13 protein-coding genes and 4 tRNA genes are annotated in these 17,128 nt (G+C 60.1%); 6 read left to right on the top strand and 11 right to left on the bottom strand.

Going from position 1 to position 17,128, the window contains the following annotated elements; all coding sequences use genetic code 11:
- Positions 1-6 precede the first annotated feature (6 nt).
- The 10 genes from DFO48_RS20020 to rpsB all read right to left on the bottom strand — a co-directional run bounded on the left by DFO48_RS20020 (position 7) and on the right by rpsB (position 10,310).
- The gene (locus tag DFO48_RS20020; protein ID WP_003080304.1) at positions 7-513 is read right to left on the bottom strand and encodes an OmpH family outer membrane protein; all 507 of its coding nucleotides are present in this window, start codon (positions 511-513) and stop codon (positions 7-9) included.
- Complete coding sequence (gene bamA, locus DFO48_RS20015; RefSeq protein ID WP_114864552.1) at positions 513-2,828, bottom strand: outer membrane protein assembly factor BamA; 2,316 nt, start codon at positions 2,826-2,828, stop codon at positions 513-515. Before bamA ends, DFO48_RS20020 begins: the two co-directional genes overlap by 1 nt.
- 43 nt (positions 2,829-2,871) lie before the next feature.
- Entirely contained in the window at positions 2,872-4,242 is a 1,371-nt protein-coding gene (rseP, locus tag DFO48_RS20010; RefSeq protein WP_114864551.1) for an RIP metalloprotease RseP, read from the bottom strand.
- Positions 4,243-4,333: 91 nt separating this feature from the next.
- Positions 4,334-5,512: a 1-deoxy-D-xylulose-5-phosphate reductoisomerase gene (gene ispC, locus DFO48_RS20005; RefSeq protein WP_114864550.1), complete on the bottom strand. Its 1,179-nt coding sequence runs from the start codon at positions 5,510-5,512 to the stop codon at positions 4,334-4,336.
- Positions 5,509-6,366, bottom strand: a complete 858-nt coding sequence (locus tag DFO48_RS20000) for a phosphatidate cytidylyltransferase (protein WP_114864549.1) — start codon at positions 6,364-6,366, stop codon at positions 5,509-5,511. The genes ispC and DFO48_RS20000 overlap by 4 nt, the downstream gene beginning before the upstream one ends.
- Positions 6,367-6,380: 14 nt before the next feature.
- A complete protein-coding gene (gene uppS, locus DFO48_RS19995) occupies positions 6,381-7,118 on the bottom strand; it encodes a polyprenyl diphosphate synthase (RefSeq protein ID WP_114864548.1) in 738 nt (245 codons plus the stop codon).
- Between the two features lie 23 nt (positions 7,119-7,141).
- Positions 7,142-7,702, bottom strand: coding sequence for a ribosome recycling factor (gene frr / locus DFO48_RS19990; protein ID WP_003067379.1), 561 nt, complete (start codon positions 7,700-7,702; stop codon positions 7,142-7,144).
- Between the two features lie 37 nt (positions 7,703-7,739).
- Positions 7,740-8,462, bottom strand: coding sequence for a UMP kinase (gene pyrH / locus DFO48_RS19985; RefSeq protein ID WP_003053409.1), 723 nt, complete (start codon positions 8,460-8,462; stop codon positions 7,740-7,742).
- 93 nt (positions 8,463-8,555) lie between these two features.
- Positions 8,556-9,449, bottom strand: a complete 894-nt coding sequence (gene tsf / locus DFO48_RS19980; RefSeq protein WP_003080316.1) for a translation elongation factor Ts — start codon at positions 9,447-9,449, stop codon at positions 8,556-8,558.
- Positions 9,450-9,557: 108 nt separating this feature from the next.
- Positions 9,558-10,310 carry a 30S ribosomal protein S2 gene (gene rpsB / locus DFO48_RS19975; RefSeq protein WP_003080318.1) on the bottom strand — a complete coding sequence of 251 codons (753 nt, stop codon included), beginning with the start codon at positions 10,308-10,310 and terminating at the stop codon, positions 9,558-9,560.
- A 226-nt stretch (positions 10,311-10,536) separates the two neighbouring features.
- Here rpsB and DFO48_RS19970 point away from each other — a divergent pair, with 226 nt between their 5' ends.
- Complete coding sequence (locus tag DFO48_RS19970) at positions 10,537-11,925, top strand: amidase (protein WP_114864547.1); 1,389 nt, start codon at positions 10,537-10,539, stop codon at positions 11,923-11,925.
- A gap of 97 nt (positions 11,926-12,022) precedes the next feature.
- Positions 12,023-13,618: an NAD(P)H-hydrate dehydratase gene (locus tag DFO48_RS19965; protein ID WP_114864546.1), complete on the top strand. Its 1,596-nt coding sequence runs from the start codon at positions 12,023-12,025 to the stop codon at positions 13,616-13,618.
- A 64-nt stretch (positions 13,619-13,682) separates the two neighbouring features.
- Here the strand turns inward: DFO48_RS19965 and rnr are convergent, their stop codons facing one another.
- Entirely contained in the window at positions 13,683-16,316 is a 2,634-nt protein-coding gene (gene rnr / locus DFO48_RS19960) for a ribonuclease R (RefSeq protein ID WP_114864589.1), read from the bottom strand.
- A gap of 34 nt (positions 16,317-16,350) precedes the next feature.
- On the opposite strand from rnr, the gene DFO48_RS19955 reads away from it, so the two are divergent.
- The 4 genes from DFO48_RS19955 to DFO48_RS19940 all read left to right on the top strand — a co-directional run bounded on the left by DFO48_RS19955 (position 16,351) and on the right by DFO48_RS19940 (position 17,121).
- Positions 16,351-16,435 (top strand) — tRNA-Leu (locus DFO48_RS19955).
- Between the two features lie 145 nt (positions 16,436-16,580).
- Positions 16,581-16,665, top strand: a tRNA-Leu gene (locus DFO48_RS19950).
- Positions 16,666-16,808: 143 nt separating this feature from the next.
- A tRNA-Leu gene (locus DFO48_RS19945) sits at positions 16,809-16,893 on the top strand.
- A 143-nt stretch (positions 16,894-17,036) separates the two neighbouring features.
- Positions 17,037-17,121 (top strand) — tRNA-Leu (locus tag DFO48_RS19940).
- Positions 17,122-17,128: the final 7 nt, after the last annotated feature.

The raw sequence follows: 17,128 nt of genomic DNA, 5'->3' as shown, positions 1-17,128 counted from the left end.
TTGGGATTACTTTGTGCCGTTCAGGGCCTTGATGACCTTGTCGGTGATATCGAACTTGGGGTTGATATACACAGCCTCTTGCAGGATGACGTCGTACTTTTCAGTCTCGGCCACTTGCTTGACAACCTTGTTGGCACGATCGAGCACCGTAGCCAGCTCTTCGTTCTTGCGGGCGTTCAGGTCTTCCTGGAATTCACGGCGCTTGCGCTGGAATTCACGGTCCTGATCCACCAGCTGACGCTGGCGCGAAGCGCGCTGGCTCTCGGACATGGTAGTAGCTTCACGCTCGAACTTGTCCGAAGCAGTCTTCAAGGAATTGCCCTGATCGACCAAATCCTTTTCACGCTTAGAAAACTCCTGCTCAAGCTTGGCTTGGGCAGCCTTGGCAGCGGATGCCTCACGGAAGATGCGATCCGTGTTCACAAAACCGGCCTTGAATTCCTGTGCATGCGCAGAGACGGCCATGGCGCCAAGCAGCACAGCCAGAGAAAGATGGCTAGAGAGAGATTTCATTAGAAAGATGTTCCGATTTGGAATTGCAGTTTCTGGATTCTATCGCCGGTTTCCTTACGGATTGGCTGAGCATACGCCAAACGCAGAGGACCCAGCGGCGAAATCCAGCTGATACCGATACCGGTGGAAGCACGCAAGGTCCCCAGATCCATGCTTTCACCTTCCGCCCACACATTACCCACGTCCACAAAGCCGAACAGACGCAGGGTTCTGTCGTTGCCGGCACCGGGGAATGGAACCATGAATTCACCGTTCAGGGTCAGCTTGCGGGTACCACCCAGGGCCAGATTGGTGTTCACGGAATCGTGCTTGCCCAAAGAGCCTTGCTCGAAACCGCGCACCGAGCCCAGACCGCCCGAATAGAAGTTCTTGAAGATGGGATAGGGATTGCCGCCCAGGCCCTTGCCCCAGCCCAGCTCACCGTTCAGGGCGATCGTGTACTTCTTGTTCAGCGGAATATATTGCTGAATCTGGTAGTTGGCCTTCGCATAGCGCATATCGCTCATGAACGAAGCTTCCAGATTCACGCGCTGATAGCGACCGGCATTCGGAGCCAGCGCGCTGTCGCGGTTATCTCGAGACCAGCCCAGCGTCAGGGGAATGCCGGTCTTGGAGCAGCCGACATTCGCGCCCACGGCCCCGCCGCAATACTCGTTGTAGACCTCGGGCATATAGGTGCCCGGCTTGATCTCATTGCCTTCGACACCGGCGCCGAAGAAGATGGTGTCAACTTCGCTGAAGGGCACGCCAAAACGCACGCTGGCACCCTTGGTGACGATCTTGTAGGCGCCGTCGTCGTAGTAGGGACGGATGGTGCGGTAGTACAGGTCATAGGTGCGCGAGATACCGGTATCCGTGAAGTAAGGATTGGTTGTCGACACCACCATGGTGCGGTTGTACTTGCTGGTGTTGACATCCAGACCCAGGTAGTTGCCCGAGCCGAACACGTTTTCCTGCTTGATGCCGAAGGACAGCGAGACCTTTTCAGCGCTGGAAAAACCTGCGCCCAGCTGGATCGAGCCTGTGGGCTTCTCAACCACATTGATCATCAGATCGACCTGATCGGGAGAGCCGGGCACTTCCTGGGTCTCAATGTCGACCTGGGTGAAGAAGCCCAGACGGTCCACGCGGTCGCGCGACAGCTTGATCTTCTGGCCGTCATACCAGGAGGCCTCGAACTGGCGGAACTCGCGGCGAATCACCTCGTCGCGCGTCTTGTTGTTGCCGCTGACGCTGATGCGACGGATATAGGCACGGCGCGAAGGCTGAGCCTGCAGCACCAGGGATACGCGGTTGTTGGCACGATCGATTTCGGGCACGGCTTCCACCTTGGCGAAAGCAAAACCGAAATTGCTGTAATAGTCGGTAAAAGCCTTGATGGTCTCGGAAACCTGGTCGGCGTTATAGGGCTCACCGGGCTTGATCTTGACCAGCGACTTGAACTCGTCGTCGCGATCCAGGTAGTTGCCTTCGAGCTTCACGCCGGAGACCACATACTGATTGCCTTCGTGAATGTTCACGGTCAGGCCGATGCTCTGCTTGTCAGGAGAAATGGCGACCTGTGTGGACTCCACACGGAACTCCAGATAGCCGCGCTGCAGATAGTAGGAGCGCAGCGACTCCAGGTCGGCATTGAGCTTGTTGCGGGCGTAGCGGTCAGACTTGGTGTACCAGCTCATCCAGTTGCCGGTGTCCTGGTCGAACAAGTCCTTGAGCGTCGATTCCTTGAAGGCCTTGTTGCCCACAATGTGGATTTCGTTGATCTTGGCCGGCTCACCTTCGGAGACTGTGAAGGTCAGGTTCACTCGGTTGCGCTCGATAGGCGTCACCGTGGTCACCACTTCTGCACCATACAGGCTGCGGTTGATGTACTGGCGCTTGAGCTCTTGCTCGGCGCGATCGGCCAGCGCCTTGTCGAAGGGGCGGCCGTCGGCCAGCCCCACGTCACGCATGGCCTTGAGCAGAGTGTCCTTGTCAAACTCCTTGGTGCCGGCAAAGTTCACCTCGGCAATGGTGGGTCGCTCTTCCACAACCACCACCAGCACATTGCCATTAGCTTCGAGGCGCACGTCCTTGAACAGACCCAGTGCAAACAGCGAACGAATGGCAGCAGCGCCCTTTTCGTCGTTGTAGTCATCGCCCACGCGCAAAGGCATGGAAGCGAACACCGTACCGGGCTCCACTCGCTGCAAACCCTCGACGCGGATATCTTGAACTTTGAAGGGCTCCAATGCCCATGCCGCTTGCGCAGCTAAAACCATAGCAGCCAGGGCAGTTGCAGAGCGCACGCCCAAGCGATTGAAATGTTTTTTCATGAGTGGAAATCGCCGCGAATGCGGCCTACCGTAGCGGTAAAAATTAGCCCCAGAGCCGGTTGATATCGTTGAAAAAGGCGACTGACATCATCAGCAATATGACTGCGATGCCTGCACGCTGCAATCTTTCAGCCCAGACATCAGAGACACTGCGCCCCGTCAAACCTTCCCAAAGATAATACATCAGGTGCCCACCATCCAGAACGGGCAATGGTAGCAGGTTGAGAACGCCCAGGCTGATGCTGATCAGCGCGAGGAACGACAGGTATTGCACCAATCCCATGCTGGCGGACTTGCCGGCATAGTCTGCGATCGTCAAAGGACCGCTGATATTCTTGAGCGAGGCCTGACCGATCAGCATGCGCCCCATCATGCGCAGCGTCATGGTGGACAGCTCCCAGGTCTTCTTCACACCGGCGCTCAGGCCATCCAGAAAGCCATGGCGCACCAGCACCATCTCGGGCTGGCTGCCGATAAAGGCATTCACACGTGCAGTTGCGGCTTGTCCATCCTTGCCAGGAACTATTTCCGGCTGCACCCGCAGATTCAGACGCTGGCCCGCACGTTCCACAACCCAGGCCTGCGGCTCAACCTGACCGGATGCGCCCGAGGCACGAATCGCGGCACGCGCCTGAGCACCATCCTGAGCTGCCTGGCCATCGATGCTGAGCAACACATCGCCTTTTTGCAGACCCGCCTTCTCTGCCGGGCCACCGGCAACAACCTCTTCTATGACCGGACGACTCCAGGCACCCTGCAGCCCGACCTTGTCAAAGAAAGCCGCATCCGGTTCCTTTTGTTGCAAAGCAGCGAGATCGAGAGGCACGACACGCGCCGCGCCATGCTCTTGGGCAGCCACCTCCAGCTGCAAGGTTTCACCTTCAATGGCGGCTGTCGTCACCAGCCAGCGCAGATCACCCAGGGCGCGCACAGGCTGCCATTCCTTGCCACCCACAGAGGCACGCTGCACCCAGTCGCCACTTTGAATACCGGCCTGATTCAGCAACGAGCCTTGCGCAGGAGCCGCCAGTCGGGCTGCAGGCTCGTTGGTGCCCACCCAGTTGACCACCGCCAGCAGCGCCACGGCCAGCACCAGATTGGCTGCCGGCCCCGCCGCAACAATGGCTGCACGTGAACGCAGGGGCTGATTGTTGAAGGCCAGATGCTTTTCCTCGGGCCTGACCTCGCCCTCACGCTCGTCAAGCATGCGCACATAGCCGCCCAGAGGCAGCGCCGCGATTACATACTCGGTGCCCGACTTCTTGCCGACCCAGCGCAGCAGCGGCTTGCCAAAGCCCACGGAGTAACGCAGCACCTTGACGCCACAGGCCACGGCAACGCGATAGTGACCCCACTCATGCACCGCAATCAGAACGCCGAGCACCACGATGAAAGCCACAACTGTCAGCAACACCTGAAACTCCTTTTTGCCAATCGATGCTTGGAGTGTGCGCCGGGCCGCAAGTTCAACCGCCGCCCTGCAAGCACCCGCGCTTCGCGCCCGTTCAGCGCGCCCACCGGCCGGCTATGGCGGCCGCGCTCTCGCGTGCTCGCGCATCGAGAGCCATCAGATCCTCAAGACTGCTCACGGCTCCCGGTTGCACGGATTCCAGCGTCTGCAGGTTGACGGCATGGATGCGGTCAAACGACAGGCGACGCTCCAGGAAGGCGGCGACCGCCACTTCGTTTGCGGCGTTGAGCACCGTGGTCGTACCTTCGGGCGCACGCAGCGCCTGCCAGGACAGATGCAGGCCGGGAAAGCGATGCGCATCCGCCTCCTCGAAGGTCAGCGCCGCCAGCTTGGCGAAATCCAGCACAGGTGCGCCGCTTTCGATGCGCTCGGGCCAGGCCAGACCGCAGGCAATCGGCACCCGCATATCGGGCGTTCCCAGCTGGGCGAGCACCGACGAATCCTTGAACTGCACCATGGAGTGCACGATCTGCTGCGGATGGATCACCACCTTGATCTTCTCGGGCGCCATATCGAACAGCCAGCGCGCCTCGATCACCTCCAGCGCCTTGTTCATCATGGTGGCGGAGTCCACCGAGATCTTGCGCCCCATGGAGAAGTTGGGATGCGAGCAGGCCTGCTCGGGCGTGATCTCGGACAGTGTCGCCGGGTCGCGCTGGCGGAACGGGCCGCCCGAGGCCGTCAGCAGCAAGGAGTCGACGCGCTCGGCCCAGGTACTGCTGTCTTCGGGCAGGCACTGGAAGATGGCCGAGTGCTCGCTGTCGATGGGCAGCAAGGTGGCGCCATGGCGCCTGACGGTGTCCATGAACAGCGCACCGCCCACCACCAGGGCTTCCTTGTTGGCCAGCAGCAGGCGCTTGCCCGCTCTGGCCGCAGCCAGACAGGGGGCCAGTCCAGCCGCACCGACAATCGCCCCCATGACGGCATCCACATCAGGATGTGAAGCTATCACTTCAAGAGCATCCCGCTCTTGAAGAACCCGTGTCTGGAGTCCGCTCTGCTTGATCTTTTCAGCCAGCTGCCGTGCATGGGGCGCACCGGCCATCACGGCGAACTGCGGCTTGAACTGCGCGCATTGACTGAGCATCAGATCCACTTGCGTGGCTGCGCTCAGCGCGAAGATTTCGTATTGTTCAGGGTGGCGCGCCACCACATCCAGGGTATTGGTTCCGATGGAACCGGTAGAACCCAGAACCGTGATTTTCTGCTTCATGGATGCACAAAGGATGAGAGCATCATCGCCAACGGCAGTGTGGGCAGGAGGGCATCAATGCGATCCAGGACACCACCATGGCCGGGCAGCAAGCCGCTGCTGTCCTTGACACCGACGCTGCGCTTGATGAGGGATTCGACCAGGTCGCCCACCACACTCATCGCAGCCATAAACACCGCAGCCAGCAGCAGGAACCAAAGTCCGCGCGACTGCAGCACCGAATAGAAACTGGGAACACCGGCGCTGTAGTGGCGATCTGCCCAGCTCCAGACCAGAGCCAGAACAATCACCCCCAGCATGCCGCCCCAGACACCTTCCCAGCTCTTGCCGGGACTGATGGACGGCGCCAGCTTGTTCCTGGTGAACTTCAGGCCGAAAGTGCGGCCGGCAAAATAGGCAAAGACATCAGCCACCCAGACCAGCACCAGCACCGACAGCAGGAAGTTGATGCCGATATTGCGCGCCTGCACCACGGCGAGCCAAGCCAGCCACAATGCCAGCACGCCGCCGACCAGACGAACTGCAGCGGGAATATGCGGCCAGCCAGCCACGCCAGCACGCAGCAGCAGCACGCCCCCCAGCACCCAGAGAGAACCCGCAATCAGCCACAGCGTGGACAGAGGCTGATCGACCCAGCCGGCCCACCAGGAGCCTGCGCACAGCGCCGTACAGACAGCACCCAGACCCAGTGAACCGGCCTGCCCAAAACCATTGAGTCGCCCCCACTCCCAGGCACCAGCCGCCATGAACAGCAGCATCAGTGCGGCAAAGGGCACAGTGCTGGCCGTATAAAACAGTGCCGGCAGCAAAATGGCCAGCAAAATCAAGGCGGTAATGACGCGCTGCTTGAGCATGGCACCTCTTATGGTTAAGCCGTCAAGGTGACGGTAGATGATGGTTGAATTTGCTCGGAAGTCTGACCGAAGCGGCGCTCACGGCCGCCAAACACGGCAATGGCCTCGTCAAGAGCCGCCTCGTCGAAATCAGGCCACAGGGCATTGCTGAAAAAAAGCTCTGTATAAGCAGCCTGCCAGAGCAGGAAATTGCTGATGCGAGTTTCACCGCCGGTGCGGATCATGAGATCAGGATCGGGCACATGGGCCAAGGCCATGGCCCTGTCAAGATTCTCGGGAGTCAGCTCCAGCCCCTGGACCACCAGCTTCTGAGCAGCCTGGGCAATATCCCAGCGGCCACCGTAGTTGAAGCAGACGTTGAGAACCAGACGCGTATTGTGAGCGGTGATGCGCTCAGCCTCTGCCAAGCCCTCCCGGACCTTGTCGCTCAGCCCCTGACGGTCGCCAACAAAGTACAGGCGCACGCCGTCGCGACTGAGTTGAGCAACTTCCTTGGCCAGAGCATTGGCCAGCAGGCTCATGAGGCCCGAGACCTCTTCCTGAGGCCTGTTCCAGTTCTCGGAGGAAAACGCAAACACCGTGAGCACCTGCACGCCACGCTCGACGCAGGCGCGAGCGCAGCGGCGCAGGGACTCTACACCTTGCTTGTGACCGGCAAGACGCGGAAGCAGACGGCGCTTGGCCCACCGTCCGTTGCCGTCCATGATGACGGCGATATGGCGCGGAACCGCGCCGTTTTTCTTGGATGTCAAAAGTGCAAGTCCTTCGAAAAGACTCAGACCGCCATGATGTCCTGTTCCTTGGCCGCTACCAGCGTATCGACCTCGGCAATATGCTTGTCCGTGATCTTCTGGATTTCGGCTTCGGAGCGCTTCTGATCGTCTTCAGAGGCTTCCTTGTCCTTGACCAGCTTCTTCACGCCTTCGTTGGCATCGCGGCGCAGGTTGCGAACGGCAATCTTGGCGTTCTCGCCTTCGTTGCGCGCCAGCTTGGTCATTTCCTTGCGGCGCTCTTCGCTCATGGGAGGCATGGGCACGCGAATCAGATCGCCCATGGAAGCGGGATTCAGGCCCAGATCGCTCTCGCGAATGGCCTTTTCCACCTTGGCAGCCATGTTCTTTTCCCAGGGCTGCACGCTGATGGTGCGGGAATCCAGCAAAGACACATTGGCCACCTGGGACAGAGGCACCATGGAGCCGTAATACTCGACATGAATGGCATCCAGCAGCGCGGGATTCGCACGGCCGGTACGCACGCGAGCCAGGTTGTTCTTCAGCGCCTCGATGGACTGACCCATCTTGGTTTCGGTATTCTTTTTGATTTCAGCGATCGTCATGTTCTTGTTCCTTTGCGGGCATGTGGCAGCAAAACGCTCAAGCGTACACCAGAGTGCCTTCGTCTTCACCCATGACCACGCGCTTGAGTGCGCCAGGCTTGACGATGGAGAACACGCGAATCGGCAGCTTCTGGTCGCGGCACAGCGCGAAGGCCGTGGCATCCATGATGCCCAGATTGCGCGAGATGGCCTCATCGAAAGCCAGCTTGTCGTAACGCGTGGCCGAAGGATCCTTGACCGGGTCAGCCGTGTACACGCCATCCACCTTGGTGGCCTTGAGCACGACTTCGGCGCCGATTTCAGCACCACGCAGCGCAGCGGCGGTGTCAGTGGTGAAGAAGGGATTGCCCGTACCGGCAGCAAACACCACGACCTTGCCCTCTTCCAGGTACTGCAGCGCCTTGGGACGCACATAGGGCTCGACCACCTGCTCGATACCGATGGCGGACATCACGCGAGCCGTCAAACCCTGCTTGTCCATGGCATCTGCCAGAGCCAGGGCATTCATCACCGTGGCCAGCATGCCCATATAGTCGGCAGTCGCACGGTCCATGCCGACCGAGCCGCCTGCCACGCCGCGGAAGATGTTGCCGCCGCCGATCACCACGGCGACCTGCACACCCACCTTGGTCACTTCCACGATCTCAGCCACCATGCGCTCGATGGTTGCACGGTTGATGCCGAACTGGTCATCTCCCATTAACGCCTCCCCCGACAGCTTGAGCAAGATGCGCTTGTGGGCTGGAATGGCGTTGGACATGGTGTTTCTCCGATGGAAGTTGAATGAGTATGAAAACGGGAGGGGAATAAATCAATCGCGGCTCTAGGCCGCGATTGTTGCTAAGGCTTAGGTTTAAGCACCAGCCTTGGCTGCTGCCACCTGGGCAGCCACTTCAGCGGCGAAGTCGTCAGTCTTCTTCTCAATGCCTTCACCCACGACATACATCGTGAACGCCTTCAGATTGGTGTTGGCAGCCTTGAGCATCTGAGCCACGGTTTGCTTGCCGTCAGCAGCCTTCACGAAGACCTGGTCAGCCAGGGACACTTCCTTCAGGTACTTCTGCACGGAGCCTTCCACCATCTTGGAGACGATGTCGGCAGGCTTGCCGGATTCAGCTGCCTTGCCTTCGGCCACAGCTCGTTCCTTGGCGATCAGATCAGCAGGCACGTCAGCGGAAGTCAGAGCCACGGGCTTCATGGCAGCCACGTGCATTGCCACGTCCTTGGCAGCAGCAGCGTCGCCGTCGAACTCGACCACCACGCCAATGCGGGTGCCGTGCACGTAGGCAGCCAGGCCAGCGCCGCTGAAAGCCTTGAAGCGACGGAAGGACATGTTTTCGCCGATCTTGCCGATCAGACCCTTGCGCACGTCTTCCAGAGTGGGGCCGTAGCCGTCTTGTTCGTAGGCCAGAGCACCCAGAGCGTCCAGGTCAGCGGGGTTGTGCTCAGCGACCAGCTTGGCAGCGGCGTTGGCCATGGCCAGGAAGCTGTCGTTCTTGGACACGAAGTCGGTTTCGCTGTTCACTTCGATCAGGCCGCCCTTGCCGCCTTCGATGAAAGCAGCCACAACGCCTTCAGCAGTCACACGGGAAGCGGCCTTGCCAGCCTTGGTACCCAGCTTGACGCGCAGCAGCTCTTCAGCCTTGGCCATATCGCCATCAGCTTCTGTCAGAGCCTTCTTGCATTCCATCATGGGGGCGTCGGTCTTGGCGCGCAGTTCAGCGACCATGCTTGCAGTAATTGCCATCGTATTTCTCCAGTATCAGTTCGATTCGTTACAGGATTCCGGCTAAAAAAACGGGGCTACCTAGAGCCCCGCTTTTTCTCGCGATGCGGTCGCGCAGCCGGACTTCGCTTAGGCGGCGGACGCTTCCACTTCCACGAATTCGTCGCCGTTCTCACCGGCAGCAGCCTTGACCACGTCGTTCAGACGGGCTTCACGGCCTTCCAGGATCGCGTCAGCGATACCGCGGGCGTACAGCTCGACTGCCTTGGCGGAGTCATCGTTACCGGGGATCACGTAGTCGATACCTTCGGGGTTGTGGTTGGTGTCAACCACGCCGACCAGAGGAATGCCCAGCTTCTTGGCTTCAGCGATAGCGATCTTGTGGAAGCCCACGTCGATCACGAAAATGGCGTCGGGCAGACCGTTCATGTCCTGAATGCCGCCGATGTCCTTTTCCAGCTTTTCCAGTTCGCGAACGAACATCAGCTGTTCCTTCTTGGACATGGATTCCAGACCGGCTTCTTGCTGAGCCTTCATGTCCTTCAGACGCTTGATGGAGGTCTTGACGGTCTTGAAGTTGGTCAGCATGCCGCCCAGCCAGCGCTGGTCAACGAAGGGCACGCCAGCGCGCTTGGCTTCTTCAGCCACCAGCTCACGGGCTTGACGCTTTGTACCCACCATCAGGATGGTGCCGCCGTTAGCAGTCAGCTGCTTGGCGAACTTCTGGGCTTCCTGGAACATCGGCAGGGACTTTTCCAGGTTGATGATGTGGATCTTGTTGCGGGCACCGAAGATGAACGGAGCCATCTTGGGATTCCAGAAACGAGTTTGGTGACCGAAGTGGACGCCGGCTTCCAGCATCTCGCGCATTGTTACTGCCATGTTAATTACCTCAAAGGTTGGGTCTAAAATCCGGCCCAACGATTGCAGCCGCCTTGAAATAAGCGATCGCAACACCTTGAATAGGCCGGTTTGCTATTTGCCTTGCCGACTTAAAAGCAATTGCTGCAACACAAAAAACGCCATCGCATCAACCACCTTCAGAGCTTTTCAAGTCAATCCTCACGGACTAACCCTTAGCAAAGCCGCAAAATTTTAGCACACTGCCATGCAACTCGACCTCAGTCACGTCGCTCTTGAGATCCGCGAAGGCCGCCAAAGCGCTGCAAACCTCATGCAAATGAGCATTGCTGCCGCGCAAAGCCCCTTATGCGCCAACGTTTTCAGCCAGACTTTTTTTGACGAGGCACGCTGGGCTGCTGCAGAAACACCATCCACTACGCCCCTGGCCGGCCTGGCCATCTCGATCAAGGACCTGTTCGACACACAAGGCACGCGCAGCGCCGCCAGCTCCCTGGTGCTGCAGGATGCGCCCCTCGCCCGGACGGACGCCACGGCCGTTGCCCGCCTGCGCGCGGCAGGCGCTGCCATCATCGGCCGCACCCATATGGTCGAGTTCGCTTTTTCCGGCGTTGGCGTGAACCCGCATTTCGGCACCCCCGCCGCGCTGGACGCCCGCCACCCCGCCAACCCTCAGCTGGCGCCCACGTGGCCGGCGCGCATTCCCGGCGGCTCCTCGTCAGGCGCTGCTGTTTCCGTCGCCAGCGGCGCCGCCTGGGCGGCACTGGGCTCGGACACTGGCGGCTCCATCCGCATTCCCGCTGCGCTCAATGGCCTGGTTGGCTTCAAAAGCACGGCCAGACTGGTCCCCACCGAAGGAACAGTACCTCTATCGCCCACATTGGATACCGCCTGTGCCATCACCCGCAGCGTGCGCGATGCCGTGCTGCTGCACGAGATTCTGGCCGGGCGCAAAGTCGCCAAGGACGAACGCGGCCAGAGCCAGTGGCGTCTGGCAGTGCCGCGCCCCCTCTTCTTCGAGCAGATCGAGCCCGCCGTGCGCAACGCCTTCGAACGCAGCATCGCCAAGCTGCAGGCCGGCGGCGCACAGATCGAGTGGATTGACCTGCCAGAGCTGCAGGAGCTGGACGAGATCAGCACCATCGGCGGCTTCTCGCCCACCGAAAGCTATGCCTGGCACCGGCGCCATCTGCGGGATCCCGCCAAAGCCGAGCTCTACGATCCCCGGGTGCGCTCGCGCATAGAGCGCGGCGCGAGCATGAGCGCTGCCGACTATCTTGATCTGCTGGCCGCGCGCAAGAGCTGGATTGCCAAGATGGAGAGTGCCATCGCCGGCTATGACGCCCTGCTCTCGCCCACCACGCCAATCACAGCACCCACGATTGCCTCAGTCGCCCCGGCCAACGGCTTCGATGCTGCAGCCGACCTCAGGCGTGACGAAGAATTTTTCCGCGTCAACGGCCTGCTGCTGCGCAATACCAGCGTGGTCAATATGCTGGACGGCTGCGCCCTGTCACTGCCGTGCCACAACCCGAACGAGCTCCCCATGGGCCTGATGATCTGGCATGCCGCCCTGCACGACGACGCCATCCTGAATATCAGCGCGGGCATCGAAGCCATGCTCAATCGGGACTGACTTCCATTTTTGTAGCTATAACCGCTTATGGTTATCGGGCCACAAGGCAAACATCATCAAAACCCACAAATACGCAGCCGGAGGCTATCCTCGGACCATGCTGCGCATTTCTCCCACCGACACCCCGCCCGCCTCCATTTCCGCTGGTCAAGGCTGGCCGCTGTTCAGCACCACTGCCACGCGTCAGATTGAGAAGGCTTGCGCCGAGCGCCTGCCGCCTCACAGGCTGATGGAACGCGCAGGCCTTGCCATCGCCAAGCTGGCAATGGCAATAGCCCCGCACGCGCAACGCATCTGGATTGCCTGCGGCCCTGGCAACAACGGCGGCGACGGCTTTGAGGCGGCGGCGCAACTCAGGGCCATGCTGCCCCACGCACAAATCATGGTCAGCGAAGTGCGGGCGGCTGCCGAGCTGCCCTCCGACGCGCAGACTTCCCGGGACAAGGCCTTGCAGGCTGGCGCGCAGTGGCTCGATGACGCACCCGTCGATCTGGGCCCACAAGATCTGTGCGTCGATGCACTGCTGGGTATAGGACTGAGCCCGCGCACTTCTGGCAAGACCTCGGCTGCCTATCAGCGCCTGCTGCAGTTGCTGGCCCAGGTTCAGCATTGCACCTGCAGCGTACTCTGTGTAGACATTGCTTCAGGCCTCGATGCCGATACCGGTCAATATCTGAGGGAGTTCGCGCCTGTCCATATCACCACCGACCAACGACGCCACACGCTTGCCTTGCTGACCTTGCAACCCGGCCTGTTCACCGGTCAAGGCCGCGATGCCTGCGGACAAATCTGGTGGGACGACCTGGGCTGCGGCATTGCCAGCACTCCCGACGCACCGAGCTCGCCCACCCTAGCCGCTGCAGCACAGCCCGTGGCGCACCTGAGCAACCCTGGCCTTGCCTCCTCAAGAACACGCCCGCACGCCAGTCACAAAGGCAGCTTTGGCGATGTGGCCGTGCTCGGTGGCGAAGGCCTGGGCATGCGCGGCCTGTCGATGACGGGCGCAGCCTGGCTGGCGGCACTGGCTGCACTGCACACTGGTGCCGGCCGCGTCATGCTGGCCTTGCTGGACGAGCCATCACCGCAAGGCATTGCGCCCTGGCCGGAAATCATGTTGCGCCGGCCCGCCGCACAGGACTGGAGCCAGGCCACCGTGGTCTGCGGCTGCGGTGGCGGCGAAGCCGTGCAGGCCTGGCTGCCCCATATACTGGCACAAGCACCGCAACTGGTGCTGGATGCCGACGCACTCAACGCCGTTGCGGCCAGCCCGGCACTGGCACAGCAGCTGAGCCAGCGCGCCGCACTCCAGCAGAGCACGGTCTTGACTCCCCACCCGCTGGAGGCCGCGCGCCTGCTGCGAACGAGCACCGCTCAAGTACAGGCCGACCGCCTTCAATCCTGCCTGCAGCTTGCCAGCAAATTTCAGTGCACGGTGCTGCTCAAGGGCTCGGGCACGGTTGTTGCCAATCCACAGCAGCAAGTCTGGATCAATGCCAGCGGCAATGCCCGCCTGGCCACGGGCGGCACGGGCGATGTGCTGGCCGGATTGATAGCGGCGCTATGGACACAGGGTCAAAGTGCCGATATGGCAGCGACTCAGGCTGCATTCCGCCATGGCCACATTGCAGATTGCTGGCCAGCAGATCTCCCATTCAGCGCCAGTGCACTGGCTCTGCGTCTGGGCAATCCATAAACTGCCAAAAACAAAGGCCTTGCCATTATCTGGCAAAGCCTTTCAGCTCTTGATAGGAGAGCAATCAGCGCTCAGTCTTGCGCTTGCTGGTCTTGCTTGCCGGCACAGCCTTGGCACCTGCCGCAGGCTTGGCAGCAGCCTTTACGACTTTGGAAGCCGACTTCACCACAGACTTCGCTGCGACCTTTGTTGCGGGCTTTGCGACCGACTTTGATTCGGTCTTGACCGCAGCCTTGGCAACGGAGATGGCCGGAGCATCAGGCGCAAGCAGGGCTGCAACCTTTTTCCTGCCCCCCGCCTTGCGCGGCTTGGCTTGCTGCACCGCTGTGACGGACTCCATCACAGGCTCAGGCTTGGGCGCGGCTTGCTCTTGTGCGTACTCTGCCTCCAGTGCGGCCAGATTCACGCTTTTCAGCATGGCTTTCTTGGCTGCCTTTCGCCCCTGCTTGGCGCGATCGGGCTCGGGTGCAGAAGCAGGGCCCGCAGCGGCATTGCGCTGCGCACGACTTGCCTTGGCATCGCGGCGACTCCACTTGTCGGCATAGCCGCCCGCACTGCGCTCGTCACGTGACTCGCGGCGCCCACGCCCTTCATCCTTGGCCTGGCCACGCCCGCTGCGCGGTGTTTGTACCAAGCCATCCTCGCCATCGCGAACCAGGCGGAAGTCGATGCGACGTCCGTCCAGATCCACGCGACTGACCTGCACCCGCACTCGTGCGCCGATGCCATAGCGAACACCCGAGCGCTCGCCACGCAACTCCTGGCGAGCTTCGTCAAAGCGGAAGTAATCGCCGCCCAGCTCGGTGATATGCACCAAGCCTTCCACGTACATGGCATCAAGCGTCACAAAGACGCCGAAGGTCGTGACCGAGGAAACCGTGCCCGCAAACTCCTCGCCCAGATGCTCGCGCATGTATTTGCACTTGAGCCAGGCCTCCACATCGCGGCTGGCTTCATCGGCGCGGCGCTCGTTGGCGCTGCAGTGCAGGCCGGCAGCCTCCCATGCCTGGAATTCCTTGGCCGCCGAGCGCTTGCGCGGCTTTTGCCCCGGCTCGACCACACGCGAAGAGAGGCGCTTGGCCATCTTGGCTTCGGCTTCACCCGGCGTGGGCAGGCTTGGCAGCTTGTAGTGTGTGCCGTTCAGCTCAGCCTTGATCACGCGGTGCACCAGCAAGTCCGGATAACGACGAATCGGGCTGGTGAAGTGGGTATAGGCCTCAAAGGCCAGGCCGAAGTGCCCCGAGCCCTCCGGCGTATAGAAGGCCTGCATCATGGAGCGCAGCAGCATGGTGTGAATCTGCTGCGAGTCAGGACGGTCCTTGGTGGCATTGGCAATCTGTTGAAACTCCTTGGTCGAAGGGTTTTCGCTGATGCTCATGCTCACACCCATGGCCTTGAGGTAGTTGCGCAGAATTTCCTGCTTTTCCAGCGAAGGCTTGTCGTGCACTCGGAACAGACCAAGCTGCCCGCTTTGGTCGATGAAATCTGCGCTGCAGACATTCGCCGCCAGCATGGCCTCTTCAATCAACTTGTGCGCATCGTTGCGAGTGCGCGGCACGATTTTTTCGATGCGACCGTTGTCGTCGCAGACGATCTGCGTCTCTGTCGTCTCAAAGTCCACTGCGCCGCGCGCCTCGCGAGCCTTGAGCAGGGACTGGAAGACGCCATACAGGTTCAGCAAATCCTGTACGCGCTCCTTGCGCTTGGCTGCTTCAGGGCCACGCGTATTGGCCAGGATTGCAGCCACCTCTGTATAAGTGAAGCGCGCATGACTGTGCATGACCGCCGGGTAGAACTGATAGGCGTGAATCTCACCTTGCGCCGTGATCAGCATGTCGCAGACCATGCACAGCCGATCGACGTCGGGGTTCAAGGAGCAAAGCCCGTTGCTGAGTTTTTCCGGCAGCATGGGAATCACTCGGCGCGGGAAATACACGCTGGTGGCGCGATCGTAGGCATCCACATCAATGGCGCTGCCTGTGGTCACATAGTGACTCACATCCGCAATCGCAACAAGCAGACGCCAGCCCTTGCTGCGCCCCACCTTGGCGGGCTCGCAATACACGGCATCGTCAAAGTCGCGCGCATCTTCGCCGTCAATGGTGACCAGAGGAATATCGGTCAGATCAATGCGGTGCTTGTAGTCTGCGGGCCGGACTTTTTCTGGCAGCGCCTTGGCTTGCTCGAGACAGGCGTCGGAAAAGATATGCGGCACGCCATACTTGCGCACCGCAATCTCGATTTCCATGCCTGGGTCATCCACCTCACCCAGCACTTCGATGATGCGGCCCACAGGCTGACCGAACAGCGCCGGCGCCTCCGTCAATTCGACCACCACCACCTGCCCCGGCTTGGCCGCGCCTGTGGCGTTGGAAGGAATCAGAACATCCTGACCGTAGCGCTTGTCTTCAGGGGCCACAAGCCACACACCGCTTTCCTGCAGAAAGCGGCCAATGATGGGCTGATCGGGACGCTCCACGATTTCCACCACGCGCCCTTCGGGGCGACCGCGATGATCATGGCGAGCAATGCGCACCTGGACTCGGTCCTTGTGCAACACAGCACGCATTTCATTGGGGGGAAGGTAGATGTCACGCTCACCATCGTCACGGACGACAAAGCCGTGTCCGTCGCGGTGGCCCTGCACTGTGCCCAAAATTTCTTCGTTCATATCGGCAACTTTTGCGCGAGGGTTCATTTTCTTGATATACAATCTATGTCTTTCCTGAGATGCCCAGGTGGCGGAATTGGTAGACGCACTAGTTTCAGGTACTAGCGGGTAACTCCGTGGAGGTTCGAGTCCTCTCCTGGGCACCAAGTTTAACGACAACCTGCAAGGGTTGAAACAAACTTGGAAAACATTCCTCAAGGGAATGTTTGCAAGCCAAACGGCATCTTATGAAAATTTAAAGATTCGGATTGAATGCAGAAAAATGCATTACAATACGAAGCTTCCCTGAAAGCCCAGGTGGCGGAATTGGTAGACGCACTAGTTTCAGGTACTAGCGGGTAACTCCGTGGAGGTTCGAGTCCTCTCCTGGGCACCAAACACGACAAGCCGTTGCATGTAAATGCAGCGGCTTTTTCGTTTTGGCAGTCATCCCGGCTGCCGCGCAAAGTTTTCTGAAAAATCCGCGCAAACCGGCATGAACAGTACTCAAGCCGCTATATAATTCGCTCACTCTGAAATGCCCAGGTGGCGGAATTGGTAGACGCACTAGTTTCAGGTACTAGCGGGTAACTCCGTGGAGGTTCGAGTCCTCTCCTGGGCACCAAACACGACAAGCCGTTGCATGCAAATGCAGCGGTTTTTTCGTTTTGGCAGTCATCCCGGCTGCCGCGCAAAGTTTTCTGAAAAATCCGCGCAAACCGGCATGAGCAGTACTCAAGCCGCTATATAATTCACTCACTCTGAAATGCCCAGGTGGCGGAATTGGTAGACGCACTAGTTTCAGGTACTAGCGGGTAACTCCGTGGAGGTTCGAGTCCTCTCCTGGGCACCAAACACGA

It is taken from the genome of Comamonas sp. AG1104, assembly GCF_003350425.1.
GTDB lineage: Bacteria > Pseudomonadota > Gammaproteobacteria > Burkholderiales > Burkholderiaceae_C > Comamonas > Comamonas testosteroni.
This window is presented reverse-complemented; position numbering and strand designations above follow the sequence as displayed.